Consider the following 15269-nt stretch of genomic DNA (forward strand, 5'->3'; position numbering starts at 1 on the left):
CATGAATCGCTTCGCCGAACTGCTCGACCGCCTTGTGCTGACGCCGTCGCGCAACGGCAAGCTGACGCTGCTGACCGATTATTTCCGCAGCGTCGAGGATCCCGATCGCGGGCTGGCGCTGGCTGCCATCACCGGCGATCTCAACATCGCCGCGATCAAGCCGGCGATGCTGCGCATGCTGGTGACCGAACGCATGGACCCGGTGCTGTTCGGCTATTCCTACGACTATGTCGGCGATCTCGCCGAGACCGTGTCGCTGGTCTGGCCGCAGACGCCCGGAACCATACCGAACCGTGAGCCGACGCTCGGTGAGGTGGTCGCGAAGCTGCAGGCGGCGAGCCGCTCCGACGGCCCGAAAGTGCTGTCAAACCTGCTCGACAGTGCCGGCATCTCGGCCCGCTTCGCCATCATCAAGCTGGTCACCGGCGGGTTGCGCATCGGCGTGTCGGCGCGGCTGGCCAAGCAGGCACTGGCGGATTTCGGCAAGGTCGACGTCGCCGAGATCGAGGAACTCTGGCACGGGCTGTCGCCGCCGTACACAGCCTTGTTCGCATGGCTGGAAGGCAAGGCCGCAAAGCCCGAGAGGGCCGCGCGGGCACTGTTCCGGCCGGTGATGCTGTCCAACCCGGTCGGCGACGGCGATCTCGAGAGGCTCGACCCCGCCGATTACGCGGCCGAGTGGAAGTGGGACGGCATCCGCGTCCAGGCGGTGTCGGAAGGCGGCCGCCGGCTCTATTCGCGCACCGGCGACGATGTCTCCGGCGCCTTTCCCGACCTCGCCGAGGCGATGATTTTCTCGGCCACGCTCGACGGGGAATTGCTGGTCGGCGATCCCCGGGAAGCGACAGGGACATTCTCGGATCTCCAGCAGCGGTTGAACCGCAAGACGGTGTCACTGAAGATGCAGCAGCAATATCCGGCTTTCATGCGTTGCTACGACCTTTTGCAGGTCGGCGCGGAGGATTTGCGGGGATTGCCCTTCCGGGAGCGGCGCGTCCGCCTCGAAAACTTCGTGAAAACGCTCGACCCGAGCCGCTTCGATCTTTCGCCATTCGTCGCGTTCTCGGACTGGCAGGCGCTGGAGGAACTGCGCCGGGCGCCGCCGCACCCGATCATCGAAGGCGTGATGCTGAAGCGCTGGGATTCGCCCTATGTCGCCGGCCGGCCGAAGGGGCCCTGGTTCAAATGGAAACGTGACCCGCACACGGTGGACGCCGTGCTCATGTACGCCCAGCGCGGCCACGGCAAGCGCTCGAGCTTCTACTCCGATTACACGTTCGGCGTCTGGTCCGGAGCGGAAGGCGAGGAGGAACTGGTGCCGGTCGGCAAGGCCTATTTCGGCTTCACCGACGAGGAATTGAGGCAGATCGACAAATATGTCCGCGACAACACGATCGAGCGTTTCGGGCCTGTGCGCTCGGTGCGCGCCGACCGTGACAACGGGCTGGTGCTGGAAGTCGCCTTCGAAGGGCTCAACCGTTCGACGCGTCACAAATCCGGCGTTGCCATGCGCTTTCCCCGCATCTCGCGGCTGCGCTGGGACAAGCCCGCCAACGAGGCCGACCGCATCGAGACGCTGCAGGCGCTGCTCGATCGTTGATCGCACCCTCTCCGGTGCCGGCGCTCAAGGCTCGACGGAGACGCGTATCTCGTAAATGTTGACCGCCTTGCCCTGCTTGTCGAAATCGGAGTTGATGGCGATCGTTCCGGCCGAGCCGGGCCGCTTGTCGGGGAATTTCACGTCGAAGAGATATTCGTTGCGCTGCTGGCCGACCGCATAGCGTTTGCGGCCGCAATCACCAAGCTCGCCGAAATTGCAGTCGACCGAGATCTGCGTGTCCTTGCCGTCCTCGGCGCGGGCGACAATATCGAACACGGCGTGCTTGCCGGCGAGCTTCTCCAGCACGCCTTGCCCGACATCGAAGCTGATCGCCGAACCGGAAGCGCCGGACTGGATGCGCAGGAATGGCCCGGAATCGTCCTTCATCGTTTCCGCCTTGGCGTCCGACGGAGCGCTGACATGCGCCGGGTCGGTGGGCGAAAACACGTTGATCCAGTTGCGCGCCTGATCGGCAGCGCCGGGCTTTTCCGGCCCGGTCTCACCATCGGCCGGTGTGAAATCGTCGTCCTCGACGGTCGGCGGCGCTTCGGGCGGAGCGGTGTCGAGCTGAGCCTGGGTCTTGAAGACGCCGGTCTGCATGGCGAAAAACAGGCCGATGCCGACCGCGGCGAGCAGCGTCACGGTGAGGAAGATGGCGGTCAGCGGCAGGCGCCGGCCCCTGATGCGCCTCTCGTCGCGATCGGGCGCCACTTCAGCCGTGGCTTCGGACGAAGCGGGAGCCGACATGTCGATGGACGGCACGCCGGAAAGGGTCGCGTCGGGCATGATGTCTGGAACGACCGGCAAGACGCGCGAGCGCGGGGCATCGGCAGCCGGCTGCGCAGGCTCGTCGACGGAAACTGCGGGCGGCGCCGCGCTCTCGCCGGTTGCGGCGGGTGCAGCCGGGCTCGCCGGAAGCTCGACCGCCGGTGCATCGGACTCAGCCTGGGAAGCGACATCCGGCACCGCCGGCAGGAATTCGGATTCGATTTCGGTGATCTTGGCCTGTATCGCCTTGCGGCGCTTGATGGCGACTTCCACCGTCACGCCGGGATTGGCCTGGAGCGCGCGGTCGAGCGCGGCGAAAGCCGAGCGATAGACCTTCTCGCGGTATGCGCGGTCCTCGGCATTGCCTCTTTCGAGGGCGTTCCGGATCGCTTTTTCGATTGCGTCCAAGCGAGATCCCTCTGTGCGTTGCCCAAACCTCGCCATGATCGTTAGCCGCAGCCGACCAATCAATCAACGGGCGAGCGTCCGCATTCTGCCTCGTTGGAGTGTCCAAAGTCCATCTTGGCGGTATTCCGGCAACGAAATCAACATGCTTCATTGATCTTTGCCGGCAGGGAGGCACGGGGCCAGGCGCAATGTCCCAGCCGATCGGTAAGGGCGTGGCAGCCGGCTTTGTCGGCGATGCGTCGGGGCGGAACGACGCGCAACACGAATTGCCGGGCCGCATCCTGAATTCGCGATCGCCCATCTTGAATTCGCCGTCGGTTGAGTCTATCACCCAGCCCATCTTGGAGGCCTAACGCTTCCCGGGCCGCTTTAGCTCAGTTGGTAGAGCACATCATTCGTAATGATGGGGTCGCGTGTTCGAGTCACGCAAGCGGCACCACTTCCCCAGCCCCTGCTGACGTCGCCGTCATGGCATCTGTCCCTGCCACAAGGGTAATCCACTTTCGGCCGCGAAGTCTTTGTCCTCCGCGTAGATCGGTTCGCCTCTTCTCACCACCCGCCCAAGCAGGGCCGCATCTTCGTTGGCGTGATATCGAAAGGCGTTTCGGGTGTCGTATCCGTGCCCGGCCTGGGACAGGGAAAACCCGCTGACGACGACAGGGGCAAAGCCGGCGAAACGCGCCAGTATGATCGCGAAGGCTCCGGTGGAGATCTTCCGGTGCCAGCCGCGGAACATATGATATTTGCCGCTAAGCTGCCAGACGACGTTGGCAAGCTGCCATTTGGTAAGCGCCTGCAAGGTTTCATAACGATAATTGAAGGTGCGACAACCGGCTTTCAGCTTGTCCTCGACATCGGGCCAAACCGGGATGATCAGGTGCTTTGCCTGCCGTCCATTTAACAGATCACGCTTGTAGAAATCCTGTTCGCTGGCGTCGACAAAAATGCCGCGGCGGATAACGGCGATATCAGGAACGGGGAGGCCGACGGTTTCCGCCAAAAGCTGGGAAGCATTGACGGTCACAAGTGCCCAATCGGCATCATATCCCTGCGGGAGGCGAAAATTCGGCGCCGACCCCATCACCAAGGCGGGACCTGTGGCCCTGGGCAGGCGAAGAATTGGTTTTTGGAAGATTGGCAAGAGATCCGAAAGCGGAGTTTTCATCCGGGAATCTGAACCGCCTGTTCCTCAAACGCGCGCAGGATGCTCTCTTCCCGGCTCCACAATTCGTCCCATTGCGTGGTGCCGGACCAACCCGCAAACCAAGGGCCGCCGAGCGTATAATGCGCCAGCGAGACATCGGCGGGATCGAGTTCGGAAGCCGAAGCCCCGACGAGGTAGTTCCACGCCAGGGGCAATTCGCCGATCTCATGGTCCTCAAGCCATTTGAAGGCGTGGAGGTCACGTCCGGGCCACGTATTGAGCATCTCATTGGTCAGCCGCTTGTTGGCGGGATGATCCAGATTCCATAAAACGACCGACGACCAGTTCTTGCGGCGATAGAACGTCTGCGTTTGTCCGTCCATCTTGACCGCTTCGGATTCGCGTTGCTGGTGCTTGACCGCCATGATCGCGTAGGAAGGATCGAGCAGATCGAGCAGTTTGACCGGATCCTTCAGAAACAGGACGTCGCAATCGCAGAACATGGCCCAGCCGCTTTGCCCCATGAACGGAACGGCAAAGCGCGATATGGCAAACTCGGTCGCCATCGGCGCCTCGGAAATCGGGCACCAGAGCTTACCGTCACGTACTTCCATCGGTCGCGTCATGATTCCTTGGGCTACAAGGTCCTTGAGCACGAGCGGCTGTATCTGCAACGGGGTGCTTGTCCGCCGATAGGCGCTCCATCGCGCCACGTCCAGAACTCGGGATTCGCGCGGATCATAGCCAATGTAGATTGGTATCATGTGGCAGTTCTATAATCTGATGTGAATTTAGACGAATCTAGCATGGCAGCACTGCACGCGGAAGACCAGAAGCACATTCGCAATGCCGTGTGTCCGGGTTGCCACGAGCGTTTCATCTCTGAAGGTGTCGATGGTGTTTTTGCGCGACAAGTGCCAAGCAACCGGCATCGCACCTCTTCACGACGGAGCTGTCGAGCGGATCGTCGCGCTCACATTTGAGACAGCTCACCAGCGAGCCACATCGACCGTTGTTATTGGACCTCACATCTCCTGGCCTGGCCCGTCCAGAGTGGCAGACCGAGCGAGTCCGCCACGTGCGGATCGCTCGTATAAAGGGGGAAACCGAGCGCCAACAGCGCCAGCAGGGTGGCACGATCGGAACCGACGTGCATCCGGTCGATGTTCAGTTTGTTGTACACATGGCCGTGCGAACCTGGGTCAATACCCGTGATGATCACGGCCGGCGCGCCGTTATGCAAGGCGTAAAGGACCGCCGTGATCCCGGTCGAGAACTTCTCCTCCAGATGCATCTCGAAATTGGGCACACCCATCACTGCTTCGTAGAGCGCCATGCGCTGGTGACGGGTCATCGTGCGCAGGTCGCGACAGCGGTAGTTGAAGGCCGCGATGTTGCAGCGCAATTCCTCCATCGTGCGGTGTGCACGCACAATCCAGAGCAGATCGGTCTCCTGGCCGGTCAAGACGGCGCGCACGGCCACAGCGTTGGGCTTGGTCGCGTCAAGTTGGTTGACGTAAAGAAATGTCGCGTCAGGAGTACCCATCCCCCAGCGGGCAGTCACGGTCTGCGAGCCATTCACGGTAAAGAGTGTGAAAGCATCGCGCTGAAAACCCACCGGCGGGTTCGAGACCGGCGCGGAGCCCACGACGAGGACCGGCTTTGTAAGCGGCACAGGGTGCCGTGGCGCCTGGGGGTGCAGCAGGCGATATAACAGTTTCCGCTTAACCACGAGAAGCGGGTGATCGAACAAGCGCTTGCGCAGCGGCTTCTGTGCATCGGGATTCGCTGCGCTATGCTCTGCAATCTCCAGAGCGATCCCCTTGGCCTTCGCCAAACCGGCCTCCTCTCAATGCTTTCCCGGGCATGTACTCCCCCCTGCCAGCCGGCGTTGATCAGCGGCTTGATCGTTGGGGCAGGCAGCAACCATAACGTGACGAATCATTTCCTCCGGCGCTCTGATGGGAACCCTTCGCTTTTCCCCAAGCGCTTCAAGCCTCTCTCGCTCAATGTCGCAACTCTACTGTATTCGGCACGAGACTGCATGCGGGTTGCTGTTGTTTGTTGCTTCTGATCACGGTTCGATAGAACTCCGTCCGAAACTCATGGTGCCAGATCGGCAGCATCGCCGAAGCGATAGCCGCGCTCAATACTCAGCAGAGGATCAATCTCCACCAGCCGAACAGGAATTTCAACATCCAATTTCGACAACAAACGGCAAGACACATTGCTGCAACTGCGACCGAATCTACAACTGGGACCGAGACCCGACCTCAAAACGCCGCCTGGCACTGTGGATCGCGATGCTGGCCGAATGCATCCGCCATTGTCGAGACCGAGGTTTGATGTGAAACTCCCGGCGTCAGCATGGGAGGTCAAAATGCCCACCAGTTTCAAGACCGGAGACGTCGTCAAGCTGAAGTCCGGAGGCCCGAAGATGACGATAAGCGACGGTGCCGCCTCCGGCACATATATGTGTCATTGGTTCAACCGCGAGGGCGATGTATGGACCCCGCAGCATGCCGGCTTCAAGCCGGACCAGTTGGTGGTGGCGGACCAATCGACATAGAGCGGTTCACCGTTTCGCGGAAACGGCGAAACGCTCTATCTCTTTGTTTTTGCGCAATTCCCAACGAAAAGCGCTACGCGCTTTTCCCGGGAAAACCGTACACATTTTTCTTGGAATTGCTCAAGTTCCTGCCCTTCAGCTGAAGGGTTCGAACAGGGCGCAAGCAGCGCCCGATCGGGCGCGTTGTTGCGGCATGCGCCTGCCGGCCCAAAAGTCACCGACGGATTTCTACCGCCGCTGCGTTTAACGGGAGAAGCGTCGCCACGGCACAATGCCATGGCAGCGCGCCAACCGGAGACGCCAGCATGATACGCCGTTCGATCCTTGCCGCTGCCTTGAGCCTGCTGACCGCCACGGCGTTCGCCCAGACGGCGACACAGCCTCCGGCCGCGACGTCCCCTTCTGCACCGCCCCCCGCTGCCGCGCCAGCCACGTCGAAGACCAGGCCCGACATCACGCTGGCCAAGTTCCAGAAGCGGCGTGAGAAGGCGATCATGGCCGCCGACACGGATGGCGACGGCAAGATCAGCCTGCTGGAATGGGAGGCCCTCCAGGCAAAGCGCGGCACCAAGGGCGACCCGACACAGTCCTTCGCGCGCGCGGACTCGAACCATGACGGCTTCATCGACCGCGCCGAGCTCGATGCGTTCTTCGCCCAGCGCTTCGCCAGGCTGGACAAGAATGGCGACGGCGTTCTGAGCATCGACGAAATGCCGGGCCATAAAACCGCTCCCAAGGCGGAGCAATGAACGGGGGTAATGGCACGCGATGACCATCAGGGGTGCGCCAGCCGATGAGCGCGGATCCGGACGAGGAGCTGGTTCGCCGTGTCGGCGCCGGCGATCCGGCGGCCGTGCAAACGCTCGTCGCGCGCAAACTGCCGCGTATCCTGGCGCTTGCCGTGCGCATGCTGGGCGACACGGCAGAAGCCGAGGATGTCGCGCAGGAGACCTTCGTCCGAATCTGGCGCCATGCCTCGGGCTGGCGGCGCGGCAATGCACGCTTCGACACCTGGATCCACCGGGTGACGCTGAACCTCTGCTACGACCGGCTGCGCCGCCGCCGCGAATGGGTGACAGACGATCTGCCGGAGGTGATGGACCCGGCGCCGCTTCCGGATGCCCAGCCGCGGGAAGACGCGCAGCGCGTCGAACAGGCCCTGCAAGCCATCGCCCCGCGCCAGCGCGAAGCCATCATCCTGGTCTACTATCAGGACATGTCGAACATCGAGGCGGCCACGACCCTGGAGATCAGCGTCGATGCCCTGGAGAGCCTGCTTTCGCGCGGCCGCAGGGCGTTGCAGGCGATCCTGGCCAGGGACGGTGTCCATGAATGAAAACCGCGCCGCCATGAAGGCGCAGCGTTCGCGCCTTGCCGACACCGCCTGGCGGCCGGCTCCGATGATCGCCGCGCCGTGCGGGCATGCGATGCCAGCGGGCAAGGGGCCAACAGGCAAGGGAAAGACCGATGTCTGACCGATCCAGGGACGCACCGACGATGGATGCCGAACGCTTTGCCGTGCTGGCGGCAGCCTATGGCGGCGACTTGCGGCGATGGCCACAGGCCGAACGCGCGGCGGGCAGCATCCTTGCCGCAAGCGACGCGGGCGCGGCTATTCTGAGGAATGCCGGCAAGCTCGACGCCCTGCTCGACAGCTATCGCGTCGAGGCGCCCGGCAAGGCGCTGCACGGCGGCATAGTGAGGGCTGCCGACCGGCATCTTGCCCAACGCTCGCGCCAGCGTTTGTGGTGGCTGGGACTGGGACTTGCCGGCATCGGCCTGGCCGGCGCGGTTGCCGGATCGGCTTTGGTGATCGTCGCCACGCCTGAGGTTCAGCCCGATCAGTATGTGCTGGACGCCAATGCGACGGCGTTCGGCGATGCCGGTCCCGATGACACGATCGAGGAAAACCTATGAGCACGGGCCGCAAGCTCCTCATCGCGTCCGTGGCGCTGAACGTCTTCCTGGCCGGCGCCCTTGCCGGCGGGGCCGTCTGGCTGAGAAGTGGCAAGGCGGGCCAGGGCTATTCGCTGGAAGCGGCCGGAGGCCGGCTTCCGGACCAGGAACGCAGGATCTTCCGCAAGGCGTTGCGTGAGGTCCGGCGCGAATCCCGCCAGGTCATTCTCGACGGCCAGCAGGCCAGGCGCGAGGCCGCCGACCTGCTGCGGCAGCCCACCCTCGACACTGCAGCCCTGACAGCCGCGCTCGAGCGGGCCCGCAACGCCGACGTCACCATGCGCATGCGGCTGGAGCAGCGCATCGTCGAGTTTGCCGCGGCAAGTTCGGCAGAGGATCGCGGCGTTCTGGCTGAGGGGCTGACAAGACGCGCCGGGCTGCCGCCGGCGCCAAAAAAATCGCCATAAGCACCGACGGAATGCGCCGAAGCCGCCGTTTAAGGCAAGAAGGGCACACCTGCCGGACCGCCTGGTGCGAACAGGTTTTCAACTTCGAGACCATTTGGAGTATCGTCATGAACCGTCTGACACAATACGCGGCGGCCGCCGCGCTTGCCTTGACCGGAACGGCCGCGACCGTTGCGGCGGCATCCGCCACGCCGATGCTGGCCCAGCCAAGCGCCCCGGCGCTGATCGAGCATGTGGCATGGGGTTGCGGCCCCGGCTGGCATCCCAACCACTGGGGGCGCTGCGTGCCCAATCGGGGGGTTGTGTATCCGCGTTATTACCGGCCCGGCCCGGTCTTCCACGTCTGGCACCCCCATCCTGTCTGGCACCCACATCGGGTCTGGCACCGCTGGCGTCATTGGTAAGCGTGCGCGGCGGCCAGCCGCTTCACCGGCCTGGCCCCCTCGACCGCAGCAACCGATCCGACCTGAGCGCATCGCGCCGAAAACGGGTTCATGCGCCGCGCTGGGCCTGAACAAGGAGCTGACGTGGCTATCCCGGCCAAAGGCTCCATGCCGCCGGACGCCGCCCTGGTCGGTGGTGCTGCTCGCCGGCGGCGCGATCAAGGGCGGCCGCGTCATAGCCGACTGGCCGGGCCTGAAGCCGGCCCAGCTCTACGAGCAGCGCGACCTGGCGCCGACCAGCGATGTCAGGGCGGTGCTGAAAGGCCTGCTCGCCGACCAGTTCGGGCTTTCGGCGGCGGTGCTCGTCGACAAGGTGTTCCCGGAGTCCGCGACGGTGAAGCCGATGCGCGATCTGGTCGTCTGAATTCCCATCGCACATGGCGATTAAGGTTAAATTTACTATGGAATTGTTCGAAAGCTGCAAATGACACAAAGCTCCCCCAAAGGAACGCACAGACATGTTCGTGGGGAAAGCCATATCTCGACTTCAAGGGCCTTTGCGGGCCCTCTGCCATCCGCTGGCGTTGGTGCTGATCAGCCTCGCGGGCGTTTTTGGTGCCGGCCGGGCCGAGCATGAATGGCTGTCGGTGCCGTTCTCGCTGACATTGGTGGCGGCGCTCGCGGGAGCGGTGTTCCTGACATCGGGGCGCCTCGCCTTTTCCGTCTATCTCGCCTGGATGGCCGTTGCCCTGGTGACGCTGATCTCGGCGGTCAAGTTCCGGATGAAGGGGTTCTCGCTGCACTTCTACGACACGATCTTCGTGTCCTCGGATCCGGGAGTGTATCGCTTCCTGCTCGGCTCCTATCTCCACCTCATCCTGCCTGTCGCCGCGGCGTTGGTGGTTGGCATCGCCGCAGCGATCCTGATCTTTCGCGCCGACCGGAAGCTTGGCTGGCCCGCATGGGCGCGCGCCCTGCTTCTGGCCGTCCTCGTCACGCTGGTGCCGCTGACCTTTCCCGCCGAGGCTTCGAAGGACCGGTACTTCTACTATATGCAGGGCCGGCACATGTCGGCCTTCTTCATCTCACTGATGGATCTGCGCAACCTGGTCGTCGAGCCGGCGTTCGAGCAGCGGCTGCAGGCCGTCGCGCCACAGCCACCCTTCGCCGACACGGTCGACTGCGGCGACCGGGCAGCGCTTCCCGATATTTTCTTCGTGTTGAGCGAAAGCCAGTCCGATCCAAGCTATTTTCCGCAGATCGCCAGCGGCGCGGGATTCCTGCAGCGATTTGCACCTGCCGCCGGCGAGCCCCGCCCGATGCAGGTCGAGACGTTCGGCGGCGGCACCTGGATCAGCAATTTGTCCTTGATGACCGGGGTTTCGGCCACCGATTTCGGCTGGCGAAGTCCCTATCTGACGATCACGCTACAGGATAAGGTCGCCGGCGCGTTGCCGGAGTTGCTGGCGCGCTGCGGCTATCGAACGGCCGTCATGACGCCGATGGACTTTACCTTCGTCAACGAGGGGCCTTTCTTGAAGTCGATCGGGTTCGAGAACGTCCTCGACATCAAGGATATCGCCGCGCCCTTCTACCACCTGCGCGACCGTTTCTATTATCACGCGGCGGAGGCATTCATCGCCAGGCACCGCCGGGAAGACGGCCGGCCACTGTTCCTCGAAATCCAGACCATGTTTCCGCACTCGCCCTATGAGGGGCGGATGGAGCCGGGATTGAAGATGGAAGGCGAGCCTTTCGCGGACGATTTCCAGGTCGGCGAATATCTGCGCCGCATGGCGATCGCGCGCGGCGACCTTCAGGATTTTCTTAAGCAACGGGAAGCGGAGGCCGGCACGCGCGGCGCCGTGGTGCTCGAATTCGGCGACCACCAGTCCTCGGCAACCAAACCGTTTGTCGATGCGACCGCAGGCAGTGACGCGCTGGCCAAGCTTGACTCGCTCGCCTATCGCACCTTCTACACCCTCACGACGTTCCATCATCCACTGCGTCACCCGATGCCCGATATGGCGTCGCTCGATATTGCCTTTCTCAGCGCAAGCCTGCTCGATGCCGCCGGCCTGCCGATGTCACCCGTCATGTCCGATCTGGTGCGGTTGCGTGACCATTGCGGCGGCAGGTTCCATGGCTGTGCTGACCGGGCCGAGGTGGATGCACATCTGCGCCGCCGCGCCGATTCAGGACTGCTGCATCTTTTCCCGCAAGCTGCGCCGCTTCATTCACAAGTCGAAACACGGTGACGGCGCGACGCGGCCTCAGTGTGTCGGCCCGGCTCCCAGCGTCGCCACCGTCTTGAGGGCGCCGTCGAGCATGTCGCCCTTCTCGTCCTTCAGCGCCGCCTCGCGCAACCGCCTGATCCAGTCAGCGGCGTCGGCGCGCCCCTTGAGCAGGTCGAGCGCCGACAGCACGCGGTCGAACTTCGACTGGGCACGGACATGGGTGTCGCTGTAGCCCTTGATCAGCCGGCGGCAGTTCAGGATCTCGACGGCCAACGCATAGTCCTCACGCGCATGGCCCAGCGCCAGCGCGTACCAGCTCTCCAGATGCGCGGCTTCTACCTTGTGGCGCAGCAGGCGGCGGCGCCAGCGGCGCAGGCCGCCGATGAACCACAGAGCGGTGAAACCGGCAAAACTATCGGTACGGATGCGCCGGCCGCGATTGATGCGACGGTCAAGGAAGGCGGCGAGCTTCGGCCGGTTCTCGATGTAGCTGCCCAGCCCCGCCGGCAGCGTGCCGCAGAACTCCTCGATGCGCGGATGGAAATACTCGGTCACCTGCAGGACCGAGCCATCCCTGACGCCGACCTCCTTGCGCACGCGCCTGTCGCGGGTCGAGCGCGTCTTCAGGTCGGCGACGCGGATCATGTCGTCGTAGCATAGGGCGTTCGCCAAATGCTTGGCGGCGGCGATCGAGAGGGCATAGGCTCGATCAGGCCCGTCCAGCACGACGGCTTTGTCCAGGCGGTCGAGATATTCGCGTCCGTAGGCAATGTCCTGATAGTCCACGACCTTTCGCAGACCGCGCAGCGCCATGTCGCGCACCGCCACGGGCATCACGTCGATGCGGGCGGCCAGGGCCTGCCAGCCTCGCAGGAGGTCTTGCGGGCCACTCACCTGTCCAGCGGCCAGGGCGGAGCCGACGACAGCTGCTTCCGCCGGTTTTGGCGCAGCGGATGATGCCGTGCCGCGCGCGCGATCATAGGCGGCGGCGAAGGCGGCGAGGCTGGCCTTGACGCCGCGGCCACCGGCGCCGATCGCCTCCTGGTAGCTTTCGCGCGTGAACGGCAGAGCGTCGGAGCCGGCCAGCGCGCCAAGCAGACTGGCCGAGATCATCGAGCCACTGTCGGCGGCGATCTTTTCCATATCGAAAGCGATGAAGCGCTTCGATGCGGCTTCAGCCGTCGCGTGCACCTTCGACGACGACGCCCTGCCGTCGCCGGGCTCGATCTTTTCCGATACGGCGGCGATGCGGTGCGAGGAAGTGATCAGCGTCGTGCGGTCGGGAGTGACAAAGCCGCGGATAATGGCGCGGCCGGCTTCCATCAGCTCGGCGGCAATCAATATGTCGACGTCGCCTTGCGAGGGCGACAGCGCGAAGACCGGCAGGCGGCCGGTGTCACGGGCCATCTCGACATAGTAGATGGTGGCGCCGGTGCGCTGGGCGACGCCGGCCACCGAGGTCGATTGCGCCACGTACCCGTTGCGCTCGGCGACGTCGGTGATCCAGTCGGCAAGCACGCCGCCGCCCTGGCCGCCGACGGCAAGCACCGCAAGCTTGATAACGCGTTCGTCGTCGGCGGCGCCTGTCTTCGGGCGTAATGAGGCGTTGTGATCAAGCATCGGCGAACACCAGACGGCGGCCTTCGCGGCGACGCTGCAAAAGACCGATGACGGCGCGCCGGGCGCTCTCGAGGAAACGGTCCCAGCGGCTCGGATTGTGCACGACATCGGCGCGATAGAAGGACGGGCACAGCACCGCCGCATCGGCGACCTCGCCGCAATTGCCGCAGCCGACGCAGTTCTGGTCGATGCTTGCGACAGGATCGTCGCGCAGCGGATCGTCGAGCGACTTCACCGACAGCGACGGGCAGCCGGACAGCCGCATGCAGGCGTGGTCGCCGGTGCAGATATCCTCGTCGACACCGAACTTCGGCTTAACGATGCGCGTCCCACCCTTGATCGCCTTGTCGACCAGGGGCTTTTCGCGGCGCTGGCGGTTGAGCATACATTCCGACGAGGCGACGATGACTTTCGGGCCTTTCTCGTCCGTGGTCAGCGCCTCGCGCAGCGTGTCCTGCATCTTGCCGACGTCATAGGTGCGGTCGACATGGCGCAGCCACTTGACGCCCATGCCTTTCACGGCCTCGGTGATGGGATGCTTCGTCGACTTGGTCTTGTTGCCGGCGCGAGACGACAGGATATCCTGTCCCCCCGTCGCGGCCGAGTAGAAATTGTCGACGATGACGATGACGCCGTCGTTCTTGTTGAACACCGCATTGCCGATCGAGGAGGTCAGGCCATTGTGCCAGAAGCCGCCATCGCCGACGAAGGAGATCGAGCGGCGCTTGGCGTCGGGCGAATTGAAGGCCGAGGCCGAGGCCGGGCCGAGCCCGTAGCCCATTGTGGTGGCGCCGAGTTCGAAGGGCGGCATGATCGAGAACAGGTGGCAGCCGATGTCGGACGCGATGTGGTGCTTGCCGAGTTCCTGTTCGACCAGTTTTGTCGCGGCAAAGATCGGCCGCTCCGGGCAGCCGATGCAGAAACCGGGCGGTCGACCTGGAACGACATTGATCAGGTCCGCCGTGTCGACGCCGTCGCCGACCTTGTTGGGAGCCCGCACTTCGCCGGGCAGAAGATGCGGCGCCTCGGTGCGCAGGAAGGCGCCGATGCCGTCGAGCATGACCTGGCCGGTATATTCGCCGGCCATCGGCAGGTGCTCCTTGCCGACCAGGCGGGTGCCACGCCCGGCCTTGTGCAGCATGGCGGCAAAGGCCTGTTCGATGTAGTTGGGCTGGCCTTCCTCGACGACCAGCACCGCCTGCTTGCCTTCGCAGAAGGACAGAAACTCGTCGTCGATCAACGGATACACGGCATTGAGCACGTAGAGCGGCACGTCGGTCTCGCCATAGGTGTCGGCAAGGCCGAGCCGCTGCAAAGCGCGGATGACGGAATTGTACATGCCGCCCTGCATGACGATGCCGACGGAGCCGTGATCGGAACCGAAGATCTCGTTGATCTTGCGGCTCTTGATGAAATCCACCGCCGCCGGCCAGCGCTTCGCGACCTTCTCCTTCTCGTGCAGGAAGGAAGCGGGCGGCAGCACGATGCGGCCGGTGTCGCGGCGCGGCGCCTCCAGCGCATCGGCCACCGTCATCGGCGGCCGCTTGTTGTCTTTGGCGGTGAAATGGCCATGGACATGGCAGCAGCGGATGCGCACCTGCAGCATGACAGGCGTGTTGGAGGCCTCGGACAACTCGAAGCCGTCTTCCACGGCCTTGACGATCGAGGGCAGGTTCGGGCGCGGGTCGAGCAGCCAGACCTGGCTCTTCATGGCGAAGGCATGGCTGCGCTCCTGCATGATCGAGGAGCCCTCGCCATAGTCCTCGCCGACGATGATCAACGCACCGCCGGTGACGCCGCCGGAGGCGAGGTTGGCGAGCGCGTCGGAGGCGACGTTGGTGCCGACCGTCGACTTGAAGGTCGCCGCGCCGCGGATCGGATAATGCACCGAGGCCGCCAGCATGGCGGTGGCGGTGGCTTCCGAGGCGCTCGCCTCGAAATGCACGCCGAGTTCGCCCAGAATGTCCTGTGCGTCGGCCAGCACGTCCATGAGATGGCTGATCGGCGCACCCTGGTAGCCGCCGACATAGCCGACACCGCATTGCAGCAGCGCCTTGGTGATGGCGAGGATGCCTTCGCCGGCAAATTCCTCGCCCGCGCCGAGCCTCAGCTTTTCGACTTCCTTGGCAAAAGACCGTTCGGCCATTTTTGGCCTCCTTCCGTTGCCGCCCGGCTTC

At 64.0% G+C, this 15269-nt stretch carries 15 protein-coding genes, 1 tRNA gene and 1 pseudogene; 11 read left to right on the top strand and 6 right to left on the bottom strand.

Features of this window, described 5'->3' with window-relative positions:
• Position 1: 1 nt before the first annotated feature.
• Positions 2–1600, top strand: a complete 1599-nt coding sequence (locus FJ986_RS09475) for a cisplatin damage response ATP-dependent DNA ligase (RefSeq protein ID WP_140674090.1) — start codon at positions 2–4, stop codon at positions 1598–1600.
• Between the two features lie 24 nt (positions 1601–1624).
• On the opposite strand, the gene FJ986_RS09480 is transcribed toward FJ986_RS09475, so the two are convergent.
• Positions 1625–2776 carry a hypothetical protein gene (locus FJ986_RS09480; protein WP_140674091.1) on the bottom strand — a complete coding sequence of 384 codons (1152 nt, stop codon included), beginning with the start codon at positions 2774–2776 and terminating at the stop codon, positions 1625–1627.
• A 363-nt stretch (positions 2777–3139) separates the two neighbouring features.
• Between FJ986_RS09480 and FJ986_RS09485 the strand changes: the two genes are divergently transcribed.
• Positions 3140–3215: transfer RNA gene (locus FJ986_RS09485), tRNA-Thr, on the top strand.
• Between the two features lie 27 nt (positions 3216–3242).
• Here FJ986_RS09485 and FJ986_RS09490 read toward each other — a convergent pair.
• From FJ986_RS09490 to FJ986_RS09500, 3 genes are all read right to left on the bottom strand, one after another.
• Positions 3243–3941, bottom strand: coding sequence for a hypothetical protein (locus tag FJ986_RS09490; RefSeq protein WP_140559695.1), 699 nt, complete (start codon positions 3939–3941; stop codon positions 3243–3245).
• A complete protein-coding gene (locus FJ986_RS09495) occupies positions 3938–4534 on the bottom strand; it encodes a hypothetical protein (RefSeq protein ID WP_224680244.1) in 597 nt (198 codons plus the stop codon). The genes FJ986_RS09490 and FJ986_RS09495 overlap by 4 nt, the downstream gene beginning before the upstream one ends.
• Positions 4535–4935: 401 nt before the next feature.
• Positions 4936–5757 carry a membrane-anchored protein gene (locus tag FJ986_RS09500; protein ID WP_224671420.1) on the bottom strand — a complete coding sequence of 274 codons (822 nt, stop codon included), beginning with the start codon at positions 5755–5757 and terminating at the stop codon, positions 4936–4938.
• A 543-nt stretch (positions 5758–6300) separates the two neighbouring features.
• On the opposite strand from FJ986_RS09500, the gene FJ986_RS09505 reads away from it, so the two are divergent.
• From FJ986_RS09505 to FJ986_RS09540, 9 genes and pseudogenes are all read left to right on the top strand, one after another.
• Positions 6301–6489 (top strand): DUF2158 domain-containing protein, encoded by a 189-nt coding sequence (locus tag FJ986_RS09505; protein WP_140580459.1) that lies wholly within the window; start codon positions 6301–6303, stop codon positions 6487–6489.
• A gap of 305 nt (positions 6490–6794) precedes the next feature.
• The gene (locus FJ986_RS09510; RefSeq protein ID WP_140674093.1) at positions 6795–7238 is read left to right on the top strand and encodes an EF-hand domain-containing protein; all 444 of its coding nucleotides are present in this window, start codon (positions 6795–6797) and stop codon (positions 7236–7238) included.
• A 44-nt stretch (positions 7239–7282) separates the two neighbouring features.
• Entirely contained in the window at positions 7283–7825 is a 543-nt protein-coding gene (locus FJ986_RS09515; RefSeq protein ID WP_140496943.1) for an RNA polymerase sigma factor, read from the top strand.
• Positions 7818–7964: a hypothetical protein gene (locus FJ986_RS30440; protein WP_181165287.1), complete on the top strand. Its 147-nt coding sequence runs from the start codon at positions 7818–7820 to the stop codon at positions 7962–7964. Before FJ986_RS09515 ends, FJ986_RS30440 begins: the two co-directional genes overlap by 8 nt.
• Positions 7957–8406, top strand: a complete 450-nt coding sequence (locus FJ986_RS09520; RefSeq protein WP_140629966.1) for a hypothetical protein — start codon at positions 7957–7959, stop codon at positions 8404–8406. The genes FJ986_RS30440 and FJ986_RS09520 overlap by 8 nt, the downstream gene beginning before the upstream one ends.
• The gene (locus FJ986_RS09525; RefSeq protein WP_140580463.1) at positions 8403–8852 is read left to right on the top strand and encodes a periplasmic heavy metal sensor; all 450 of its coding nucleotides are present in this window, start codon (positions 8403–8405) and stop codon (positions 8850–8852) included. The genes FJ986_RS09520 and FJ986_RS09525 overlap by 4 nt, the downstream gene beginning before the upstream one ends.
• A 107-nt stretch (positions 8853–8959) precedes the next feature.
• Entirely contained in the window at positions 8960–9256 is a 297-nt protein-coding gene (locus FJ986_RS09530) for a hypothetical protein (RefSeq protein WP_140496949.1), read from the top strand.
• A 169-nt stretch (positions 9257–9425) separates the two neighbouring features.
• Positions 9426–9659: pseudogene (locus tag FJ986_RS09535) on the top strand (hypothetical protein); the annotation flags it as partial.
• A 94-nt stretch (positions 9660–9753) separates the two neighbouring features.
• Positions 9754–11493, top strand: coding sequence for a sulfatase-like hydrolase/transferase (locus tag FJ986_RS09540; protein ID WP_246681786.1), 1740 nt, complete (start codon positions 9754–9756; stop codon positions 11491–11493).
• Between the two features lie 15 nt (positions 11494–11508).
• Here FJ986_RS09540 and FJ986_RS09545 read toward each other — a convergent pair whose 3' ends face one another.
• Positions 11509–13092, bottom strand: a complete 1584-nt coding sequence (locus tag FJ986_RS09545; protein WP_140564895.1) for an indolepyruvate oxidoreductase subunit beta family protein — start codon at positions 13090–13092, stop codon at positions 11509–11511.
• Positions 13085–15238, bottom strand: a complete 2154-nt coding sequence (locus FJ986_RS09550; RefSeq protein ID WP_140674095.1) for an indolepyruvate ferredoxin oxidoreductase subunit alpha — start codon at positions 15236–15238, stop codon at positions 13085–13087. Before FJ986_RS09550 ends, FJ986_RS09545 begins: the two co-directional genes overlap by 8 nt.
• Positions 15239–15269: the final 31 nt, after the last annotated feature.

This window comes from Mesorhizobium sp. B1-1-1 (assembly GCF_006442955.1).
GTDB lineage: Bacteria > Pseudomonadota > Alphaproteobacteria > Rhizobiales > Rhizobiaceae > Mesorhizobium.

What these genes read in the sequence shown, in the direction of transcription:
- FJ986_RS09545 (WP_140564895.1), bottom strand. Translation starts at nt 13,092, where the DNA reads ATGCTTGATCACAACGCCTCATTACGCCCGAAGACAGGCGCCGCCGAC.
- FJ986_RS09475 (WP_140674090.1), top strand. Translation starts at nt 2, where the DNA reads ATGAATCGCTTCGCCGAACTGCTCGACCGCCTTGTGCTGACGCCGTCG.
- FJ986_RS09510 (WP_140674093.1), top strand. Translation starts at nt 6,795, where the DNA reads ATGATACGCCGTTCGATCCTTGCCGCTGCCTTGAGCCTGCTGACCGCC.
- FJ986_RS09495 (WP_224680244.1), bottom strand. Translation starts at nt 4,534, where the DNA reads ATGGAAGTACGTGACGGTAAGCTCTGGTGCCCGATTTCCGAGGCGCCG.
- FJ986_RS09525 (WP_140580463.1), top strand. Translation starts at nt 8,403, where the DNA reads ATGAGCACGGGCCGCAAGCTCCTCATCGCGTCCGTGGCGCTGAACGTC.
- FJ986_RS09490 (WP_140559695.1), bottom strand. Translation starts at nt 3,941, where the DNA reads ATGAAAACTCCGCTTTCGGATCTCTTGCCAATCTTCCAAAAACCAATT.
- FJ986_RS09530 (WP_140496949.1), top strand. Translation starts at nt 8,960, where the DNA reads ATGAACCGTCTGACACAATACGCGGCGGCCGCCGCGCTTGCCTTGACC.
- FJ986_RS09550 (WP_140674095.1), bottom strand. Translation starts at nt 15,238, where the DNA reads ATGGCCGAACGGTCTTTTGCCAAGGAAGTCGAAAAGCTGAGGCTCGGC.
- FJ986_RS09540 (WP_246681786.1), top strand. Translation starts at nt 9,754, where the DNA reads ATGTTCGTGGGGAAAGCCATATCTCGACTTCAAGGGCCTTTGCGGGCC.
- FJ986_RS09520 (WP_140629966.1), top strand. Translation starts at nt 7,957, where the DNA reads ATGTCTGACCGATCCAGGGACGCACCGACGATGGATGCCGAACGCTTT.
- FJ986_RS09515 (WP_140496943.1), top strand. Translation starts at nt 7,283, where the DNA reads ATGAGCGCGGATCCGGACGAGGAGCTGGTTCGCCGTGTCGGCGCCGGC.
- FJ986_RS09505 (WP_140580459.1), top strand. Translation starts at nt 6,301, where the DNA reads ATGCCCACCAGTTTCAAGACCGGAGACGTCGTCAAGCTGAAGTCCGGA.
- FJ986_RS30440 (WP_181165287.1), top strand. Translation starts at nt 7,818, where the DNA reads ATGAATGAAAACCGCGCCGCCATGAAGGCGCAGCGTTCGCGCCTTGCC.